Here is a 21,306-nt window from a genome sequence, read left to right as displayed (position 1 = left end):
GAAAATGAAACGTATTATTGGATTAGTTATCACATTATCATTAATTTTAGTATTAGCAGCATGTGGAGGAACGAAGGATACTTCTAAAACAGATGACAAAACATCAAGTGGTTCAAATGACAAAGCTGAAACAGTAAAAATCGATAATAAATATAAGTTAATGGGTGAAAAAGAAGACGGTAGTGACGCAAAAGAAGTATCTGAAACTGTGGAAGTAATTAAAAACCCAAAAAGCGTTGCAGTATTTGATTACGGAACACTTACAACATTAAAGGAAATTGGCGCGGATAAAAACGTAAAAGGTATGCCAAAAGGTGAAGGGAACCGTAGCTTACCTGAATTCTTAAAAGAATATAAAGATGATAAATATGCAAACTTAGGAAGCCTAAAAGAACCAAACTTTGAAAAATTAGCTGAAATGCAACCAGACCTTATCTTAATCTCAGGTCGTCAGGCTAACCAGAAGGTAATGGATGAAATGAAAAAAGCAGCACCGAAAGCACAAATTGTATATGTTGGTGCAGATGATAAGAACTATATCGATAGTATTAAAGTGAATACTGAAAATATCGGCAAAATCTTCGGTAAAGAGAAAGAAACTGAAAAGCTTATTGCAGACATAGATAAAAAAATCAAAGAAGTTAAAGCAATGACTGAGAAATCAGATAAAAAAGGATTGTTCGTGTTAGCAAATGAAGGTGAACTTTCTGTATTCGGTAAAGGCGGACGTTTCGGGTTTATTCATGATGTATTAGGCGTGAAAGAAACGGATGAAAATATTACAGCAAAAGGTCACGGACAAGTAATTAACTTTGAATATATCAACAAGAAGAATCCGGATATTATCTTTGCGATGGACCGTGGGGTAGCTGTAGGTGGTAAGTCTTCAGCTGAACAAGCGTTATCAAATGATGTTATTAAAAACGTTAACGCAATTAAAGATAATAAAGTCGTAGAAGTAGATCCATACTTATGGTACTTCTCAAGCGGTGGTGCAGTAACGATTGTGAAACAAATTGAAGAAGTAGAGAAAGCTTATAAATAAAAATAATGCGTGTGTCTTTTGACACACGCATTATTTTTATAATGCAAATAAATCTTGAAGGTCATTTACTGTAAGAATGTTTCCGACGTAGAAGCCGCCAAACTCACCGTAACGTGCTGATACTTCGTCGAATCTCATTTCGTATACAAGTTTCTTAAATTGTAATACATCGTCTGAGAAGAGTGTAACACCCCATTCATAATCGTCGAATCCTACAGATCCTGTGATAAATTGTTTAACGATGCCTGCATAGCCACGACCGATCATGCCGTGTGAACGCATAAGTCCTTTGCGGTGATCCATATCTAACATATACCAATTGTCTTCACCTTGACGACGTTTATCCATTGGATAGAAACATACATATTCAGAGCGTGGTAATTCCGGGTATAATCTTGCTTTAATATGTGGGTTTTCATATGGGTCTTCATTTGAGTCACCCGCTAAGTAGTTGCTTAACTCAATTACTGAAACGTATGAATATGTAGGGATTAAGAAATCTCTAATTGCAAGTTTGTTGAATTTGTTTTCAAGTGCTGTTAAGTCTTTCATTTCAGGGCGTAAAACCCAGAGCATTAAGTCAGCTTTCTGTCCTGTAATGTTGTATAACGCATATGAACCTTCCTTTGCACTATGGTTGTCTTCTAAAGTGTTGATAAACGCTTTAAACTCTTCAACCATCGCAGTTCTTTCGCTTTGTTCTAAAATTTTAAGGCTTGTAAAATCGATTGCATAGAATAGATGTAAACTATACCATCCGTCTAATGTCTTTGCTGCTTCATTCATTATCCATCTCTCCTTAAATTTAATCATGTTTATTCTAACATATATAATGGTATAAGTAATTTCTTATAATCTACAAATTGATGACGTGAAAAATAATGCAATTAGGTTTATAATAGGTACGGAAATAATTTAATTCATTCGGGAGGCTATTATGGCTAATTTATTAGAAGTATTAAACGAGAAACTTTCAGGGAAGAATGTGAAGATTGTACTACCTGAAGGTAACGATGAGAGAGTATTACAAGCTGCAGTTGAGTTACATAAAGGTGATAAAGTTGCACCTATCGTTCTAGGTGATAAAGCTGAAATCGAAGCACTTGCTACAAAGTTAGGTGTTGCGATTGATGGTATTGAAATAATGGACCCGGCTACGAGCGAATTACGTGAAGACTTAATTGCGAAGTTTGTAGAGCGCCGTAAAGGTAAAGCGACAGAAGAACAAGCGACTGAAATGTTAAAGGATCCGAACTATTTTGGTACGATGTTAGTATATGCTGGTCATGCAGCTGGCTTAGTATCAGGTGCAGCACATTCTACAGCGGATACTGTACGTCCTGCATTACAAATTATTAAGACGAAGCCAGGCGTATCTCGTACATCAGGTGTATTCTTCATGATGCGTGGAGAAGAACAGTACGTTATGGGTGACTGTGCAATTAACCCTCAATTAGATTCACAAGCATTAGCCGAGATTGCGATTGAATCAGCGAAGACTGCAAAACAATTCGGTATGGAACCGAAAGTTGCAATGTTAAGCTTCTCAACGAAAGGTTCAGCAAAAACACCTGAAACTGAGAAAGTAACAGAAGCAACGAAATTAGCACAGGAGAAGTTAGCTTCAGAAAGCGATTTACAAGGTGTCGTAATTGATGGTGAATTCCAGTTTGATGCAGCGTTTGTTCCTTCAGTTGCAGCGAAGAAAGCACCTGAGTCTCCAATTCAAGGTGATGCAAATGTATTCGTATTCCCTTCATTAGAAGCGGGTAACATCGGTTACAAAATTGCACAACGTTTAGGTGGATTCGACGCAGTTGGACCAATCTTACAAGGATTAAATGCACCAGTAAATGATTTATCACGCGGATGTTCTACTGAAGATGTAGTATCATTATCAATCATTACTGCAGCACAATCACTATAATGACAGGTTCCATTTTCGAAGGAAAATGGCAATATGTTGATCATACGACAGGACTGCAGCCGATGCAGTCCTTTAGTTTTGATGATATGTACTGTCATTTAGTGGGTCAAGGTAATGATTCTGTAGTGAGAACGTGGGTACATAATCATGTCGTTATACTTGGCATTCATGATGCGAGATTACCATATTTAGCTGAAGGGATAGAATACTTGAATAATCAAGGATATGGTGCGATTGTACGTAATTCCGGAGGGTTAGGTGTTGTGCTTGATGCAGGTGTGCTGAATATTTCTCTTATATTTAAAGGGGATATCAGCTTTTCGATTGATGCAGGTTATGAGTACATGTACGAACTTGTGCAGGAGATGTTTGCGTCGTACGGTAAACGTATTGAAGCGAAAGAAATTACGCGCTCGTATTGTCCGGGGAGCTATGACTTAAGCATTGATGGTAAGAAGTTTGCAGGCATATCGCAACGCCGTGTTAAAGGTGGAATTGCAGTCCAGATTTATTTGTGTATTGAGGGCAGTGGCGGCGAGCGTGCCGAGCTGATGCGTCAGTTTTATGACATTGCATTGAACGGGCAAGAGACGAAGTTTCATTATCCGGATATTGATCCATCATGCATGGCAAGCCTTGAAGAATTGCTCGAGACAAAGTTGTCTGTTGAAGAAGTGCTGTTTAAATTATTGTTTGCGATGAAAGCACTGGGTGCAACACTTTCAAATAATGAGATGACAAACGACATGTGGACATTGTATAATATATATTTCGAGCGCATGATTGAACGTAATAGTAAATTGAAGATAAATCAGGAAGGGTGACATAAATGCGTAATAAGTTTCAGGTATGTGATGACTGCCAAGGTGTGTGTTTAAGAACGTTGTTACCAAAATTAGAAAAGTTAGACCCCGATGCTGAAGTGGAAATTGCATGCCAGTCTTACTGTGGACCAGGACGTAAGAAAACTTTTGCATTTGTGAACAATCGCCCGCTTGCAGCACTTACTGAAGATGAGCTGATGGAGAAAGTGAAGAAACGTCTTTCTCAAAAACGTGATCCAGAAGAAGAGGCACGTTTAGCGAAGCGTAATGCCGAACGTAAACGCAGACTGGATGAGCAGAACGCGAAGCTAAAAGCGAAATTAAATAAAGGTTAGATGCACTAAAGCACAGAAAATGAATGATATTTTCTGTGCTTTTTTATACTTTTAAATATACAGCTTAATATTCCACATATTTCTTTAATGCAAATTAACACGTGTTTAATATCTCTCTGTTACGATAAATATAAAGTGTCATACATGAAAGGTGGAAGATTTCGTGAATATATTGATTACTGGTGCTCGTGCACCAATTTCGTATGAAGTATTGCAGCAGCAGGTCGCGCTTGGTAGAAAGGTTTACCTATCGGACTCTACGAAGAAAGTAAGTATTAAGAAGTCAAAGTTTATTGAGCAATTTATAATAACCACTTCTCCACGATTTTCTACAGAACTCTATATTCAGGATATTAATGATATTATCGACACATATCACATTGATCTTGTTATACCATTGAATGAAGAGTCGTTCTATCTTTCTTATATGAAATTACAAATTAATGCACCTATTTATGTTGAAGAAATTCAGAAGATGCTTTCAGTACATAATAAATATAACTTTACAAAGTTAATCGATGCGATGGGATTTAAAGTCCCGGATACAGAATATATTATGAATCATCAGGATTTAACAGAGTTTATGAATGATTACCCAGGAAATGAATATATTGTTAAGCAGCCATATGGACGCTTCGGACAATCCGTACGTAAATTATCACGTATGGAGTTAGAGAATCAGCGATTAATCGAATTTCCGTTTATGATTCAGACATTAATTAAAGGGACAGAATGGTGTTCTTATAGCTTTGCGTATGAAGGAAGAAGTTTAAGTACATCGTTATATTTATCGAACACACATGATAGTTACAATTGTTCAACACACTTTCATTCGCAGAAAAATGAGACACTACAGGAAATTATCGAAAGCGTTATTCGCAATTTAAACTGGTCATATCAAATCGCATTTGATGTGATTCATTGTGATACAACCGGTGAATATTACTTTATTGAGTGTAACCCGCGTGCAACTAATGGTGCCTTATTTATGCAACCTGAAGTATGGGAGTTAAAGTCGTGCACACCGAAATATGAAGCGCGTCAGCTAATATTCGTATCCCTCTATAACTTCATTATGCGACCTAAGAAACATAACTTAGAACGTTTGAAGTACGGCAAGGATATATTCTGGCATCCGAGTGAAAAAGGGATATTCTTTGAGCAGCTTATCAGTGGTGCGCAGTGGTGGTTAACAGCGAAGTCACTGAAGACGACTGTGAATACGATTACGACTTATGATATTGAGTGGAACGATGACCTTATGACAAAGAAATAGAGGATTGTGTATGACATTCTATAGCACTTATACAGAGATACCATTTGAACAGATTGTTATTGGCATTAAAGAGCGTGAATATTTACGTTATATGATGGAAGGTATTACGCGTGGCATCAGGAATGTGCATGCCCGTGTAGAAGTTATGATATTGAATGGACAGCTTATCCCGTTCAGCATTAAAGACGGCGGAATGAATCAATCGTGGATTCATTCGTTTACGGGTCAGTATATTGATGAAATGGTAAGCGAAACAAACCGTATGAACATGCCTGCATATTTAAAACCTGTAACGAATGCAATGCTTACAGTCGGGCGCTTTGTGCTGAATCCAGCATGTGAAAAAACAGTAACGGTATTCCCTTCTTTTATGTCGACAACAATGTATGAAGGGTATGAATTTGACCAAATTGAGTTGATTACAAAGCTGCTATCAGAGCGTTATCCAAAGCATGCCATCTGCTTCCGTACATTAAATGATAAATTTCATAAGCATGAAATGAAATTGCTTAATAACGCGGGTTACGAACGTCTTATATCTCGAGCAGTATACATATATGATAGCAATGAACAGCACAATAAGAACGAACGTAAAGATTTAAAGAAAGATATTAAGAAATTTAATAAGAGTGGATTAACATTTACGATGACGCTTGAAGATGATGACTTTGCGCAATTAGTTCCATTATATGAACAAGTATATTTAGATAAGTATTCTCATTTTAATCCACACTATACAGCTGAATTCTTTAAGTTTATGTATGAGTCTACGAATTTGCAGTGGTTTGTCTTAAAGGATGAAGAGCGCATCGTATCGTTTATGGCTGTACAGGAAGCGGGGAACACATTATTTCCAGCTTATTTTGGTATGAATCAATCCATTAAACACCTCTATTTTATAACGAGTGGATTGTTATATGAATTTGCTAAGCGTAATGGATATGCTATTAATAACAGTGCAGGTGCCAAAGATTATAAATTAGCGCGAGGATCAAGACCATATCTAGAATATCATTATATCTATATTAAACATCTCTCTCCGATGAAACAGTTGAACTATTTAACGTTTATTAAGTGTGCGACAACAATAGGGACTCCAGCTTTAAAGCGAACACAGTTCAATTAAGTTGTCGTGCAATTCTGATAATTAAATGGTATAATTAAAAGATATTAATTTTTTAAACTGAAGTAGGAGAGAATGGAAATGGTAAGTATTCGTAAAGCAGCACAAGATGATATTGTTCAAATCAAAAATGTGGTCACAAAAGCATGGCACGATACATATAAGAATATAATGACAGCGAGCACAAGTGTTCAATTTTTAGAAGCATCGTTCAGCACTTCAAGACTAGAAAAGAGAATTAAAGAGACACTATTTTTAGTAGCGGAAGTAGATGGAGAAATCGTAGGATTCGCAAATTTCATCTACGGAAAAGCTCTGAATTTATCTGCTATCTATGTCTTGCCAGAGCATCAGCGTCATGCGATCGGTAGGGCACTCCTGCATAATGGTCTGTCTTATTTCGACACGTATGATGCAGTCTTTGTTGAGGTTGCACTGGACAATGAACGTGCAACGAAGTTTTATTATAGAGAAGGGTTCGAGCTTGTACGTGAGTATGAAGAAGACATTCTTGGTGAGAAAGTATTATCTGGTCTGCTTAAAAAGACATTATAGGGAGTGTTTTTATGAGTAGCAATCAATATGTTGAACCATTGTTTGATGCATATCAGCAAAGAAAGGTGCTAGAAGAACATATTGTTCCTGAAACGATGTCTCTAGCAACAGCATATGATGTACAGCATGAGGTTTTGAAATTAAAAGAGCAAACAGAAACGTTAAAAGGCTATAAAGTTTCTCTTACGAGCGAAGAGACACAGCGTATGTTTAATAGTGATAGTCCATTATATGGTGCGATGACAGATAAAACGATATTATCGGAACGTGTCGCTCTAGGTGAATTCAATGAAGGATTACTAGAACTTGAACTCGTGTTTATTGTGAAAGAAACATTAGAGCAAGGAGATAGTGTATCTGATATCATGAGGAAATGTGTTATAGCACCAGGAATTGAACTTCCGGATGCGCGTTATACGAATTGGTTTCCAAATATGAGCGTAGCCGAAATTGTTACTGATAGCGCCGTGAGCGGAGCCGTTGTCTTTGGTGAAGGTAAGGTTTGCAGTTATGATGACATTAAAGATATAAAAGGAACACTATATTTAAATGATGAAGTGATTGCTGAAGGGCGTTCGTCTGAAGTATTAGGACATCCAGTAGAAAGTGTGAAATGGCTCGTTGAAGCGATTGCTGAATACGACAGAAAACTTACACCAGGAATGTTTGTCTCATCTGGAACATTTATTTTGCCAAAGCGTCTTGAAAAAGGGATTTATAAAGCGGTCTATGAGACAGTAGGCGAAGTAAAGATAGAAGTCCAATAAAAAAGCTCTGCATATGCAGAGTTTTTTATTGGGCTATTTTTTTGTAAATAGGGACCCATTAAGAAACATTGAATATTTCTTAAAATATTATAATAATTCTTAAAAATTATAGATATCAACATTCTATGATAAGATGAAGTTGATAAGAATGTTTAGGAGGACCCTATGAGCTACCAGTTTAAGAAAATGCCTGAAGAAAAAGTTTTTAAAGATCCCGTACATCGCTACATACATGTCCGCGATCAGATTATCTGGGATTTAATTAAAACAAAAGAATTTCAGAGATTGCGTCGCATAAAGCAGCTTGGAACGCTCTATCTGGCATTTCATTCTGCGGAGCATTCTCGCTTTAATCATTCATTAGGTGTCTATGAAATTGTACGTCGCATGATTGATGAAATCTTTATGGGACGCTCTGCATGGAATGAGGAAGATCGTCCGTTAGCACTGTGTGCTGCATTACTGCATGATTTAGGACATGGACCATTCTCACATTGCTTTGAGAAAATATTCGACACTGATCATGAAGCGTATACGCAAAAAATCATTCTTGGACCTACTGAAGTCAATGAAGTGTTATCTAGAGTGCATTCTGACTTCCCTAAAGAAGTGGCGGATGTAATTAATAAGACACATGCAAATAAGCTTGTCATATCTATGATTTCATCTCAAATTGATGCAGATAGGATGGATTACCTTCAGCGCGATGCATATTATACAGGGGTAAGCTATGGTAGTTTCGATATGGAACGTGTGTTAAGGCTGATGCGTCCGACAGAAGATGAAGTTGTGATTAAAGAAAGTGGTATGCACGCTGTAGAAGATTATTTGATGAGCCGTTACCAGATGTACTGGCAGGTCTACTTTCATCCGGTAAGTCGAGGTGGAGAAGTACTACTTAATCGCGTTTTTAAGCGTGCCAAGCTACTGTATGACGAAGGATATAAGTTTAAAGAGCCGCCAAAATATTTAGTACCGTTCTTTAACTCGAAGGATGTTGATGTTACACATTATTTGAAGTTAGATGAGATGGTGATTAACTATTATCTTCAGGAGTGGATTGATGAAGAAGATGCGATACTGAGTGATTTGTCTCGCCGTTTTGTTAATCGTGATCTCTTTAAGTACTTACCATTTGACGGTAGCCAGATTACCATTGCAGAGCTGACTGATTTGTTTGAAAAAGCAGGAATTGACTCTGAATACTATTTAGTATTTGATGCTTTCAGTGACTTACCCTATGATTACAACCGACCAGGCATTAATAAACGAAAACCAATCCATCTGCTAACACGCAATAACAAAATTAAGGAAATCAGTACGCAATCTGTTATTATTAATAGTATTACCGGGTTAGATAGAAAGGATTATAAGCTTTATTATCCGAAAGAGCTTATACTTAATATTCGAGATCCAGAATTAAAAGGATCCATTATTAACTTACTCAATGAATTAAATTAGAGGTGAAAAATATGGCAGATTTTCAGTTTAACATTATAAAGAATGATCCATTAGATGGACATAAAGGCACTAATATCGGTGCAATAAGTCTTGATAACGTGGCACCTGTATTTATTGATATTAAAGAGCAGCATGCCTTTATAGATATCGGAGCGATGCATGCAAGAAGTGAAGTTGAAAAACGCGTGAAATGGGTCAGTGATAAATCTGAAACAGAAGGTCCAGATCAACAGGAATACTGGCTCGTATGGGTGACAACTGAACGTGGTGAACGAGGACCATATTATGCAGGCGTCACAGCATGCTATATGGCGGTGAACAAAGTGCGTAAGCGTGGCTATAAAGTGATGGCAGAACATGTGAATATGATGGATAAATCGATGAAACACCACTATATCCTCGAACATATTGATGCAGACAGTCGTCGTGTATTAAAAGAATTTTTAATGCAACATGATGCACGTATGTGGGAATTGTCTGATGATGCATTAAAAACGATACTTGCAGAGTAAAATTTGTCAAAATTATGACAATTATGAACTTCTGATTTAACGGTTGTTTTTTTTGCTTAAGAGAAGTAAGATATGAATAGCTATAAAAATAGCTAGGACACTAAAGAAAGCAGGTATTTTTATACCTGCTTTCTTTAATTTTTTATATAATATAAGCTATACTAAAAGAGTGGTGAACAGTATGGACATTGATATTCATGTATTACAAAGTATTAAGACTGAAGAAGAGACTGAAATGTTTGAAGTTAACACAGTTGGACAACTGATCGACAAGCAGCATTCATATATTACGTATACAGAGAAGCTTGATAATATTGCAACAAGCGTTCGTGTAAAATTAGAGGAGAATCGTATCCGGATTCGGCGTATCGGCGAATTATCGATGGATTTCTTATTTGTACCTACAGAAACAACGCAGAATATTTATCATATGGCAAATCAGAAAGCTGTTATGGATATAACGACAAATCAGCTCGTTATAAAAAGAGAAGGCACATCTGGCCATATCTATATACAATATTCAATCACAACAAACAACACGGTCATAGGAACATATTCTTATGAACTGACATATAAGGAGAGAGCATGATGAATATCGTACAAAAGCAGAAGGAAACGTTAATTGAAGAAATAAAGCAAGCCATATTAAAAGCGGAACTTGTAACAGAAGTGCCTGAAATAAAAATTGAAAATCCAAAAGATACAAAAAACGGAGACTACGCAACAAATATTGCGATGGTATTAACAAAACTCGCAAAGCGTAATCCAAGAGAGATTGCACAAGCCATTGTCGACAACTTAGATGTTCAAAAAGCAGACGTATCAAAGATCGATATTGCAGGGCCTGGATTTATTAACTTCTACATGGATAATGCGTATTTAACAGGAATTATTACAGAAGCATTAACGAAAAAAGAAGATTTTGGAAAAGGTGAGCCGAAGGATGAACGCATCTTAGTGGAATATGTATCTGCGAATCCTACAGGTAGCCTCCACATCGGACATGCGCGTAACGCAGCTGTAGGAGATACGTTATGTAATGTGTTATCTGCTGCAGGATATGATGTGTTACGTGAATACTACATTAACGATGCTGGAAAGCAAATTGAAAACTTAGCATACTCAATTGAAGCTAGATTTTTACAAGCGTTAGGTGAAGATAAAGCGTTACCGGCTGACGGTTATCATGGTAAAGATATTATCGAAATCGGTAAAGATCTAGCAGAGAAGCATCCTGAATATAAAGATGTTGAGGAAGCTGAACGTATTAAAGCATTCCGTAAACTTGGATTAGATTACGAAATGGAGAAGTTAAAGAAAGATTTAACGGAATTTAATGTACATTTCGATAACTGGTTCAGTGAAACATCGTTGTATGAGAATAAAGAAATCGATAAAGCGTTAGAACAGATGAGACAACACGGTTATATCTTTGAAGAAGACGGTGCAACTTGGTTACGTACGACGGAGTTCGGCGATGACAAAGATCGTGTACTGATTAAGAAAGATGGTTCTTATACGTACTTCTTACCGGACATCGCCTATCACTATGATAAGATTGAACGAGGCTATGATACGTTAATTAATTTATTCGGTGCGGATCACCATGGTTATATTAATCGATTAAAAGCATCACTTGAAACATTTGGTGTTGATTCAAAACGTCTTGAAATTCAAGTCATGCAGATGGTACGTCTATTACAAGATGGCCAGGAAGTGAAGATGAGTAAACGTACAGGGAATGCAATTACCCTTCGTGATATTATGGACGAAGTGGGAATTGATGCAGCACGTTATTTCTTAACGATGAGAAGTCCAGACTCACACTTTGATTTCGACATGGAACTTGCGAAAAGTGAATCTAGTGACAATCCAGTTTACTATGCACAATATGCACATGCGAGAATATGCTCGATGTTACGTCAGGCGAAAGAAACGGGTATCACACCAAGTCGAGACGCGAACTATGCTTTAATTACAAATGAAAAAGCATTTGAATTATTAAAGCGTGTCGCAGACTTTGAAAGTGTTATTGAGCAAGCTGCAGAACACCGTGCACCACACCGCATTACAAATTATATACAGGATCTTGCAGCACATTTCCATAAGTTCTATAATGCTGAAAAAGTATTAACAGATGATATCGAAAAATCAAGTGCACATGTAGCAATGATTGAAGCAGTTAGAATTACATTACAGAATGCATTGACATTAGTGGGTGTGTCTAGTCCAGAGAAGATGTAATTCCTATTAAATATGAAGGGTGGAACATTTAGTTGTCCCACCCTTTTATTACGAGGAGCCTAAAATGAAAAGAATAATTATTCTATTGATAACTTTATGCGTATTAACGGGATGCAACGGACAAACAAACAAAGTAAAGGAAGAACGTATTATTTCATTGATGCCGAGTAATACTGAGATCCTTTATGCACTGGGTATGGAAGAAGAAATGGTCGGTGTGTCAACCGTTGACGACTATCCCAAAGAAGTTAAAAACCTTGAAAAATTTGATGCGATGCAGTTGAACTACGAGGCGTTGTTAAAAGCAAAACCGACGATAATCTTTGCACATGAATCGATGACCTCTCAAGAAAAGGTCTTAAAGCGTCTAAGTGATAAAGGAATTACGGTGGTAACGGTAAAAGATGCTCAAAACTTCGATGAAATGTATACCAGTATCGATCAGATCGGTAAAGCTATACATAAAGAAAAAGAAGCGAATCAACTTGAAGCGAAAATTAAAGAAGATATAAAACAAGTGATTGCTGAGTATCACAACAAACTGGCTGATAAAAAGGTATTAGTAGAAGTGTCTCCGGCGCCTGAGATTTATACAGGTGGTAAAGGGACGTTGTTCGATGACATGATTCACCAGCTCGGTAGTGTCAATGTCTTCCATGATATCAATGGATGGCAGCCAGTAAATTCAGAGGCCATTATTAAACGGAATCCTGATGTCATCATTGCAACAAGTGACTTATCGGATGAAGCATATAAAGCTTCAGTAGAAAAACGTGGGGGATTCAGCAATGTGAATGCAGTGAAGCATGGTGCTGTATACACGATCCATGAGGATGAAATTTCAAGGCCGGGTCCACGTATCGCACAAGGATTAAAAGAACTTGCTGAAACGATACAAGATGCACAATAAACATTTGTTTTGTATCATATTATGCATCATTTGTGGTCATTTGTTCTTTGATAATGGATGGCTAGATTTAACGGATCCACTTAATCGGTCTATATTATTGGAAGTACGAATCCCGCGTGTCATTATGGGAATTGTTGCAGGTACTGTTTTGTCGTTAAGTGGTTTAACTTTTCAGATTATATTAAGGAATAATCTTGCGGACAGCTTTTCCCTTGGTATTGCAAGTGGTGCCAGTCTTGGTAGTGCATTTGGTGTAATTACAGGACTGTCGCTTGTGATGATTGCGGTCAGTGGAATCGTGATGAGTTTAATCACGTTGCTCGTTGTAATACTGCTTAGCATGATGATTAAAGTAAGTCATCAGTCGGTATGGGTTGTGCTAACTGGAATGTTCATTAATTTGTTCTGTTCTAGTGTACTGTATATGCTTATACTTTTTGTTCCTGATAAAACTAGGGATATTATGAATTATCTTTTTGGCACTCTTGATAATGTATCTTTGAATGAAGTGATCATTGTACTCCCTATCAGTATCATAGGAATACTATTACTTTATTATTACCATAAACCGTTAGAATTATTGTCACTAGGGCAGGAGCATGCACATGTATTAGGATTAGAAGCCACGCGTTTTATGTATTTATTATTAACGATTGCAAGTATTACAACAGCAATTTTGATTAGTTTCACAGGTATTATTGGATTCGTCGGAATGGTTATTCCACCATTTGTGCGTTTCTTTATGCGTGGAAATTTCTTAAGTAAAATGCATACGACAGCCTTACTTGGCACTATACTTATATTACTTGGAGATTTCCTGGGAAAAGTTATCGTGCCTCCTGTACAAATTCCAGTGAGTATTATGATGTGTCTCATTGGATTGCCTTTATTATTCATTACTACAGTCAAACAAATGAGGATATCTCGAGATTAATTGCATTAAACTCGCAAGTGTCAGCGCATTGGTAATTTCACCATGCGCTATTTTTCTGTGTATTTCTGATAAGGGCACATGATATACAGTGATATCTTCAAATGTTTCTAGCTTATTTGTCGCTATATAATATGCATCCTTCACATATAACGTATAGAGATGATTTGTAAAAAGTGCTGGATTAGGGTGCATCGTGCCAATAATTTCAGGCGTACCTGTATAACCTGTTTCTTCTTCAAGCTCGCGCATTCCGGCTGTGATAATATCTTGTTCTTCTATAATTCCTCCGGGTAACTCTAAACTGTAATCTTCGATACCGATTCTATACTGATGAATCATAATGATATCATCTTTACATCGTGCGATAATATTAATCCAATGTGGTGCCTCAATTTGATAGAATTCAGCAGTATTTGAGTAATAGCTAAATTGAGTGGTCATGACTTTAAAGACCTTATAATCTTGCTTTCCAATTAATTTTCTTTTTGTCCACATCGTTTCTCCCTCCTTTTTATATGATAACAGTGTATCAGATAGGGTATAATACTGCTAACGGAGGGATAATATGGTTAAGGCTATAATATTTGATATGGAATCAGTATTGTTAGATAGGAAGTTATCACTTGAGCGTTTTTTAGATGCACAGTATGAATATTACAGAACTTACTTTATTGAAGTGCAAAAGCAGGATTTTATCAACTACTTTATAACATATGATAAAGAAGGTGCAGTTCCGGTTAAGCGTGTGTATCAGGCTGTTATTGATAAGCTTGGTATTACATACATTGAAACACGTGAGCTTATGCAGGATTATACGTTAAATTTCCCTAAATTCGCTTCAGAAACTAATAATATGAAAGAAACCGTGACCAGACTGCAAAATAGAGGTTATAAAATTGGAGTGATTGCCACCGGTGAGTATGAGCATGAGCGTTATATTATCGATGTTCTGGGTATAGAAAATTATATTACGCATACAATCATTACAGAAGAAAATACGATTGGTGAAACACAGTTGATTGAGATGTGTCGTTCATTAGACACACGCCCTCAAGATACATTATTTGTAACAGGTGATGAAATTGTGGATGCAGTCGGTACAGGAATACGACTGATAAATACTAAAGAAATGAAAACACATACAATGATAGAAATATTAAATATTTTAGACGAGGAGACGATTACATGACAATGATCAATTGGAACGAACCTGCAAGCGTAGAAGGTGGAATATTTGAGAAGATAGAAGTAAGTGCTCCTGTAACTGTAACTTCGAGCATTGAAGCAAATGAAATAATGATACATGAAACAGGAACCCTCACTGTACAAGGAAAAGTCAATGCACCATTTATTCGTGTTTCTGGTACATTGAATATAGAAGATACCCTTGAAACAGAGCAGCTGACAATCGATAAAGATGCAGATCTTAGAGTGAATCGTGATACAATATCCGCATCTATTCATAATAAAGGGCGTCTACAGACTGAAGGTGGACTGAGAAGTGAAAAATTCGATTCAACAGGGGTAGTGGTTGCACGTGGACCAATAAACTCGGAACGTTTTAGGTCAACAGGCTCATTACAGCTCGATAATGATCTGACAGTGCAAGCGGCGGAGATTATTGTCAGTGAGGTCAGTAATATCCGTTATTTAAATGGCGAGGAAGTACAAGTGAAAGCAGAACGTGAAATGTTACTACTTAAAGACAAAGATTCGAGATTATCAGTAAGAGCAATCGATGGTTCGGTCGTGACGCTAGAAAATGTTGTTGCAGAACTTGTACGTGGAGATAATGTTACAATTAAAAATAACTGTACAATAAAGACAGTAGAGTACACTGAAAATTATAATTATGATGAATCATCAGATGTACATGAATTTGCGAAGATTATAAGATAACGAGGTGTTTTATGGAGCTTGCATTAACAAATAACGATGTTGCAATACACTATACAATTAGAGGGAAAGGTTATCCGCTTGTCATGATTCATGGCCAATTTATGAATACGTCAATGTTTGACGCATTTAACGATGCCTTTAAAGATTTTCAATTAATAAAGATCGACCTAAGAGGGCATGGCCTGTCTGATAAACTCACGTCGATAACAATGGATGGTTATATTGAGGATGTGCTAACAGTTCTGGATAAATTGTTTATTAAAAATGCACATTTCATGGGCTTTGGCCTCGGTGGAATGGTTGCAGGTAGTATCGCTGCAAAGTATCCAGAGTACGTGAATCACCTTGTAGTTATGAGTATCGGTCAACAGAGTTATTACGAAGCAGAACAGAAATTTCATTCCAAGTATGCAAGTATACTAAGAACATTATCACGCTCTAAGCGTAACGAAGTGTTGATGGATTATATGTATCATGATGTTAAGGCTATTAAGAAATATTATAAGAAAATGATTGAAACATCTAATGGACTGACAGACAAGGAAGAAGATGCAGTAATATTATCTACAATTGATTTTAATGTAGAAGACTTTAAGTCCATTACAGCACCGACGCTGATTTTAAATGGGAAGTATGATGAACTTATTCCTCAAGATGAAGCTGAAACGATACATCAATATATCTCGGGTAGCAAACTTATTATATTTGAAAAGAGTGGGCATGCGATGCTGTTTGAAGAAAAAGAACACTTTGAAAAAGAAGCTTTGGATTTCTTGAAACAAGAATAAAAGGGGAAAAATATGGATAAACGATACGATGACACCTTATTCCAAAACTATAGTGAGATGGAACGTTCGAAAAATGGATTAGAGGCCGCCGGTGAATGGGAAGCGTTTAAATCATTGTTACCCAATCTAGAAGATGCAGCGGTATTAGATTTAGGGTGTGGTTATGGCTGGCATTGTCAATATGCAGTTGAGGCTGGTGCTTCAAAAGTAGTAGGAATAGATGTTTCTGAAAAGATGTTAAAACATGCCAGGCAACAACCTGATGCCGATAAAATAACATTTCTTGAGCAGTCTATGGACGAAATGCATTTTGAGCCCCACGAGTTTGAAGTAGTGATGAGTTCACTTGCCATTCATTATATGCCTTCATTCAAAGATGTCGTTGAACAAGTAAAAGAAGTGCTCACGATTAATGGCACATTTATTTTTAGTATAGAACATCCTGTTTATACAGCTGAAGGCTCTCAACAGTGGATATATGATGAGGAAGGGAATAAATTATATTGGCCGGTAGACAATTACTATAAAGAAGGAGAACGTGAGACGAATTTTCTTGGAGAAGAAGTTCGTAAATACCATCGTACATTATCACATTATTTGAGTGTGCTGATTGATAACAACTTTGTTATTAAGGGCATTGACGAACCTGAACCGAGTAAAGATATGCTTGAGTCCAATCCTGAAATGAAAGATGAACTCAGAAGGCCGATGATGCTAATTATATCTGCTAGAAGAAAGTAGTAATAAATACAATGCACACCCTCCAATTCATTTGAAAGGTGTGCATTTATTACTTAAGTCATGTATTCGCTGATTAAGAGAACCTCTAAACTTTAAGTTATGTCTATAAAGTGACTTTACAAAGGGTCCATCAATGAGGACATCAATATCATCTAATATAAACGCAAAAGACGAACGTGATATCCATTCAATCATATAACCGGACCAGAGCCATATGTCTTTAGAATGTCCGAAATGTTCTCTTACTGAACGTATGAGTTCGTGTGTAAGTTCTGCATTCTGCAATGGTTCTCCACCGAGAATAGAAAGACCTTGGATATAGTCGTGGTCTAATAATGCTATAATTTCAAGTTTAAGCGCTTCTGACCAAGGCGTACCTTTATGGAAGTCCCATATACTTGCATTGTAACAACCTGGACAGTGAAAATTGCATCCTGAAATGTATACGCTGACGCGTACACCTTCACCATCAACCATTGAGGCTGGTATTATCTTTGCGATGTTGCTCATAATGCATCCATATGTTTAACTCGAGATTGTATTTCCTTATGACGGCCTTTAATCATCGGTCGTTTAAGTGGTTGTCCTAAATAACCGCAAGTGCGCTTAATCACATCGGTCGTTTCAGGATCAGTATTATGGCAGTGCGGACACATAAAGCCATCTGCAGTCGCTTCGAATTCCCCTTCAAACCCACACTCAAAACATTTATCAATCGGTAAGTTCGTTCCTAAGTAACCGACTTTATCATAGGAATAATCCCATACTGCTTCAAGCGCTTTTAAGTTATGCTTCAAATCAGGGTATTCACAGTAATGTATAAAGCCACCTAACGAATGTTTTGCAAAGCGTTGTTCAAATGACAGTTTCTCAAATGGAGTAACGGCCTTTCTTGTGTCGTAGTGAAAGGAATTCGTATAATAGCCTTTATCCGTAATATGCTCTAACGGACCAAATTTCTCGTAATCTAAAATGCAGAAGCGGTGTGTAAGTGATTCGCTTGGTGTACCATATATACTGAATTGTACGTCGTACTGCTCCGTTAATTGTGCTACATACTGTTTCATCGTGATTAGTACTTGCTCCACAAAGGATTTAGCTTTCTCATCAGTTTCCCAGTTCGGGTGGAATAAGGCCGCTCCGACTTCATACAGTCCGATATAACCGATACTTATAGTTGCTCGTCTTTGCGTGAATAGTTGTGTAATATCATCGTCTGGACGCAGTAATTTACCGAATGCACCGTGTAGATAAAGTATCGGTGCATTTTCGGGGGTAGCATCTTTAAGGCGATGGATACGATATAAACAAGCATCTTTTGCGATGTCTAATCGTGTCCTTAATATGGATAAGAACTGTTCTGTATCCCTTGATTCGAGGGCGATTCTGGGAAGATTCAACGTTACAACACCTAAATTACAACGACCGCTATTAACAATCTGCCCATCTTCTTCGTATAGATTTAAGAAACTGCGGCAGCCCATCGGTACTTTGAAGTCGCCGATGAGATCGGTAAGTGCTTTGTAATTCAATATGTCTGGATACATTCTCTTAGAAGAACATTGTAATGCAAGCTGTTTAATATCGTAATTTGGATCTCCTGCTTTGAAATTAATGCCGTCTTTAATACTGAAGACAAGTTTAGGGAATATTGCAGTAACCTTTTCTTTACCTAAACCTACTAGTCTATTACTTAGAATTGCGCGCTGAATCATTCTCGCATAAACATCTGTACCAAGTCCAAAACCAAATGTTACAAATGGAGTCTGACCATTGCTCGTATATAAAGTGTTTATTTCATATTCTAATGACTGCATTGCATCATATATATCTTTTTCTGTCATTCTCTTAACATAGTCATCCTGCAAATGCAGCGTAACGAACTGCTCAGCGTTACGCCTGTGCTTTAATGCGTTAAGATGAGCAAATTTGCTCAATACTTCATCGATACGATCTATAGAACAGCCGCCATATTGGCTACTGCTAACATTCGCAATAATCTGACTGATCTGTGCTGCAGCGGTTTGAATGGATTGTGGCGGATTGACATGTGCATTTCCCATAATAAAGCCGTTCTGTAACATGTGGCTGACATCTATTAAACAACAATTTGTCATAGGTTGGTAAGGATGATAATCTAAATCATGAAAGTGGATTTCTCCTTTGACGTGAGCGTCCTTGACATGCTTAGGTAACATGCTTAATCCAATATGACGTGCGACAGTCCCTGCGGTTAAATCTCGCATCGTAGTGAATCGCTTTGGATCTTTATTTGCATTCTCATGGATTACGTCACTCACTTCATTTGTTAAACGGGTGAGATCTTCTTGTAAACGTTCTATAACTTCACTCATATTCGTACTCCTTATCACTATATATAGTATTTGATTAATATATTATCACTATATAATGTGCTTTTTTGGATATTCACAATTACTACAATAATTCGTCATAATTCCTTTGAATTGCGTGATTTTTGGTACAAATAATTCAATTTGTACGTTAGAAGAAAGTGATGGGTTAAGATAGAATTGCTTTATCTCATTGCTCTTATGATTCAGAAAGTTTTATATAGAATTTATTTTTGGTACAATTAAGTAAGTTTGCATGTCTGAATGAAGACGATTATTATACGGAGGCATATATGACACATAATGTTCAGAATTTAACATGGTATTTAGAGTCATTATCTAAAGAAGAACTTAAAGATATTTGCAGAAATTTTGATATTAAAGGATTTTCTTCAAAGAATAAAGATGAACTTATTGAGTTGATTCAAAGTACGTACTTTGAAGATGACCAACTACTGACACGATTATTACAAGAATTATCGAGCGATTATAAGCTCATCTTTTATGAGCTTGCAGTAAGTGATAATGAAACTGTGAGGTTTAATCGAGATATTCCGGATACATTATTTCTATTCTATCCTGAAGCAGATGAACATCTCGTAATTCCAAAAGATGTGAAACAACATTTCAAGCAATTTATCGAAACTCATCCGGATATTAACAGTGATATCCAGCTGATAGAGTTCTATCATAGTGCGTTCAATTTATATGGATTTGTAAGTTTAAAGCAGCTCGCAAAACTTCAATATAAATATAAAGGACTTCAAAAAGATGAACAGACAATCAAAGAAGAAATAACACGCCTATTACCTGAATATAAAGATTTGATTCAACATAGAAGTGTTAAACATCGCGATTTAGCACAAGTTAACTTGAATATGAAAGCTTTAACGCATGGTAAGAAGTACTATGAGCCAGCTACTGAATCGGAGTTTCTGAACTACAAAGATCCTTACTTTACTGAACCATCAGAAGCGATAGAGGCACTGAGAACATTGTTAGATGACATGGTAACAGAAGAATATAGAGGAACATATACAGCACAATTAATCACAGACACAATTATATTTGGTCTACGTGCAAATGATACACCGGAATTCATATTGAAGCATATACAGCAGATTGAAAATAGTGGATTTTTAAAAGTAGAGGATCTTACATTACCTGAGTATATCGCTCGTGCGATCATTGATACACGTCTTTGGTCTTTAAATGGGCATAAGACACAGCAGAAAAAGGAACGTAAAGTCGTTCAGGTTAAACAGAAAAAGAAAAAAAGAAAGAAGAAATAATATACACTGAGGAGGAAAAGTACCTTTGAATAAAACAACTACAACAATTTGGAATAGAGCATATAATATATTAAATATTGCTGTTATTTTTATGATTATCATAAGATTAGTAACACAAGTAAACCTGAATTTATTAATCGTATTATCTTTCGCAGCACTATTGATATTAGGATTACTAGATAGTCTCGATAGAAATGCATTTAAAGAAAATATGTTCAGACACGTGTTCGATCTTATACTGCTTATATTATTTAGTTCACTGTATTTTGGAGGTTAATCGCATTATGAAATAAAAAATTGTGAAGAATGTTGGATATTCTTC

General features: G+C 36.6%; 24 protein-coding genes. 20 read left to right on the top strand and 4 right to left on the bottom strand.

What is annotated here, in order from left to right; genetic code table 11:
- The first annotated feature begins 4 nt into the window (after window positions 1–4).
- Window positions 5–1,045, top strand: a complete 1,041-nt coding sequence (locus KYI10_10450) for a siderophore ABC transporter substrate-binding protein (GenBank protein QYA32737.1) — start codon at window positions 5–7, stop codon at window positions 1,043–1,045.
- Window positions 1,046–1,081: 36 nt separating this feature from the next.
- Here the strand turns inward: KYI10_10450 and hemQ are convergent, their stop codons facing one another.
- On the bottom strand, window positions 1,082–1,831 hold the full coding sequence (hemQ, locus tag KYI10_10445; protein ID QYA33971.1) for a hydrogen peroxide-dependent heme synthase: 750 nt from the start codon (window positions 1,829–1,831) through the stop codon (window positions 1,082–1,084).
- 151 nt (window positions 1,832–1,982) lie between these two features.
- Here hemQ and pta point away from each other — a divergent pair, with 151 nt between their 5' ends.
- The 13 genes from pta to KYI10_10380 all read left to right on the top strand — a co-directional run bounded on the left by pta (window position 1,983) and on the right by KYI10_10380 (window position 13,913).
- Complete coding sequence (gene pta, locus KYI10_10440) at window positions 1,983–2,972, top strand: phosphate acetyltransferase (GenBank protein QYA32736.1); 990 nt, start codon at window positions 1,983–1,985, stop codon at window positions 2,970–2,972.
- Window positions 2,972–3,796: a lipoate--protein ligase family protein gene (locus tag KYI10_10435; GenBank protein QYA32735.1), complete on the top strand. Its 825-nt coding sequence runs from the start codon at window positions 2,972–2,974 to the stop codon at window positions 3,794–3,796. The genes pta and KYI10_10435 overlap by 1 nt, the downstream gene beginning before the upstream one ends.
- A gap of 5 nt (window positions 3,797–3,801) precedes the next feature.
- Window positions 3,802–4,131, top strand: a complete 330-nt coding sequence (locus KYI10_10430; GenBank protein ID QYA32734.1) for a DUF1450 domain-containing protein — start codon at window positions 3,802–3,804, stop codon at window positions 4,129–4,131.
- A 163-nt stretch (window positions 4,132–4,294) separates the two neighbouring features.
- Window positions 4,295–5,407, top strand: coding sequence for an ATP-grasp domain-containing protein (locus tag KYI10_10425; GenBank protein ID QYA32733.1), 1,113 nt, complete (start codon window positions 4,295–4,297; stop codon window positions 5,405–5,407).
- A 10-nt stretch (window positions 5,408–5,417) separates the two neighbouring features.
- Complete coding sequence (locus KYI10_10420) at window positions 5,418–6,533, top strand: GNAT family N-acetyltransferase (protein QYA32732.1); 1,116 nt, start codon at window positions 5,418–5,420, stop codon at window positions 6,531–6,533.
- A gap of 72 nt (window positions 6,534–6,605) precedes the next feature.
- On the top strand, window positions 6,606–7,085 hold the full coding sequence (locus KYI10_10415) for a GNAT family N-acetyltransferase (GenBank protein QYA33970.2): 480 nt from the start codon (window positions 6,606–6,608) through the stop codon (window positions 7,083–7,085).
- 11 nt (window positions 7,086–7,096) lie between these two features.
- Window positions 7,097–7,852 carry a hydratase gene (locus tag KYI10_10410; protein ID QYA32731.1) on the top strand — a complete coding sequence of 252 codons (756 nt, stop codon included), beginning with the start codon at window positions 7,097–7,099 and terminating at the stop codon, window positions 7,850–7,852.
- A 165-nt stretch (window positions 7,853–8,017) separates the two neighbouring features.
- On the top strand, window positions 8,018–9,313 hold the full coding sequence (locus tag KYI10_10405) for an HD domain-containing protein (protein QYA32730.1): 1,296 nt from the start codon (window positions 8,018–8,020) through the stop codon (window positions 9,311–9,313).
- 11 nt (window positions 9,314–9,324) lie between these two features.
- A complete protein-coding gene (locus tag KYI10_10400) occupies window positions 9,325–9,825 on the top strand; it encodes a YwhD family protein (protein ID QYA32729.1) in 501 nt (166 codons plus the stop codon).
- 181 nt (window positions 9,826–10,006) lie between these two features.
- Complete coding sequence (locus KYI10_10395; GenBank protein ID QYA32728.1) at window positions 10,007–10,414, top strand: DUF1934 domain-containing protein; 408 nt, start codon at window positions 10,007–10,009, stop codon at window positions 10,412–10,414.
- Window positions 10,414–12,069 (top strand): arginine--tRNA ligase, encoded by a 1,656-nt coding sequence (gene argS, locus KYI10_10390; protein QYA32727.1) that lies wholly within the window; start codon window positions 10,414–10,416, stop codon window positions 12,067–12,069. The genes KYI10_10395 and argS overlap by 1 nt, the downstream gene beginning before the upstream one ends.
- Window positions 12,070–12,133: 64 nt before the next feature.
- Window positions 12,134–12,979, top strand: coding sequence for an ABC transporter substrate-binding protein (locus KYI10_10385; GenBank protein ID QYA32726.1), 846 nt, complete (start codon window positions 12,134–12,136; stop codon window positions 12,977–12,979).
- Window positions 12,969–13,913, top strand: coding sequence for an iron ABC transporter permease (locus KYI10_10380; GenBank protein ID QYA32725.1), 945 nt, complete (start codon window positions 12,969–12,971; stop codon window positions 13,911–13,913). The genes KYI10_10385 and KYI10_10380 overlap by 11 nt, the downstream gene beginning before the upstream one ends.
- Here the strand turns inward: KYI10_10380 and KYI10_10375 are convergent.
- Window positions 13,869–14,408, bottom strand: a complete 540-nt coding sequence (locus KYI10_10375) for an NUDIX hydrolase (protein ID QYA32724.1) — start codon at window positions 14,406–14,408, stop codon at window positions 13,869–13,871. The two genes, KYI10_10380 and KYI10_10375, sit on opposite strands and share 45 nt — an antisense overlap.
- 70 nt (window positions 14,409–14,478) lie before the next feature.
- Here KYI10_10375 and KYI10_10370 point away from each other — a divergent pair, with 70 nt between their 5' ends.
- The 4 genes from KYI10_10370 to KYI10_10355 are packed head-to-tail and all read left to right on the top strand — an operon-like array spanning window position 14,479 to window position 17,341.
- Entirely contained in the window at window positions 14,479–15,102 is a 624-nt protein-coding gene (locus tag KYI10_10370) for an HAD family hydrolase (GenBank protein ID QYA32723.1), read from the top strand.
- Window positions 15,099–15,812 carry a hypothetical protein gene (locus KYI10_10365; GenBank protein ID QYA32722.1) on the top strand — a complete coding sequence of 238 codons (714 nt, stop codon included), beginning with the start codon at window positions 15,099–15,101 and terminating at the stop codon, window positions 15,810–15,812. The genes KYI10_10370 and KYI10_10365 overlap by 4 nt, the downstream gene beginning before the upstream one ends.
- An 11-nt stretch (window positions 15,813–15,823) precedes the next feature.
- Complete coding sequence (locus tag KYI10_10360; protein ID QYA32721.1) at window positions 15,824–16,600, top strand: alpha/beta hydrolase; 777 nt, start codon at window positions 15,824–15,826, stop codon at window positions 16,598–16,600.
- Between the two features lie 12 nt (window positions 16,601–16,612).
- On the top strand, window positions 16,613–17,341 hold the full coding sequence (locus KYI10_10355; protein QYA32720.1) for a class I SAM-dependent methyltransferase: 729 nt from the start codon (window positions 16,613–16,615) through the stop codon (window positions 17,339–17,341).
- A gap of 27 nt (window positions 17,342–17,368) precedes the next feature.
- Here KYI10_10355 and nrdG read toward each other — a convergent pair whose 3' ends face one another.
- Both nrdG and nrdD read right to left on the bottom strand, forming a co-directional pair.
- Window positions 17,369–17,851, bottom strand: coding sequence for an anaerobic ribonucleoside-triphosphate reductase activating protein (gene nrdG, locus KYI10_10350; GenBank protein QYA32719.1), 483 nt, complete (start codon window positions 17,849–17,851; stop codon window positions 17,369–17,371).
- On the bottom strand, window positions 17,848–19,683 hold the full coding sequence (gene nrdD / locus KYI10_10345) for an anaerobic ribonucleoside-triphosphate reductase (protein QYA33969.1): 1,836 nt from the start codon (window positions 19,681–19,683) through the stop codon (window positions 17,848–17,850). Before nrdD ends, nrdG begins: the two co-directional genes overlap by 4 nt.
- A gap of 302 nt (window positions 19,684–19,985) precedes the next feature.
- Here nrdD and KYI10_10340 point away from each other — a divergent pair, with 302 nt between their 5' ends.
- A complete protein-coding gene (locus KYI10_10340; GenBank protein ID QYA32718.1) occupies window positions 19,986–20,984 on the top strand; it encodes a Rho termination factor N-terminal domain-containing protein in 999 nt (332 codons plus the stop codon).
- Between the two features lie 25 nt (window positions 20,985–21,009).
- A complete protein-coding gene (locus KYI10_10335) occupies window positions 21,010–21,261 on the top strand; it encodes a hypothetical protein (GenBank protein QYA32717.1) in 252 nt (83 codons plus the stop codon).
- Window positions 21,262–21,306: the final 45 nt, after the last annotated feature.

The organism is Macrococcus sp. 19Msa1099 (genome assembly GCA_019357535.2).
GTDB lineage: Bacteria > Bacillota > Bacilli > Staphylococcales > Staphylococcaceae > Macrococcoides > Macrococcoides psychrotolerans.
This window is presented reverse-complemented; position numbering and strand designations above follow the sequence as displayed.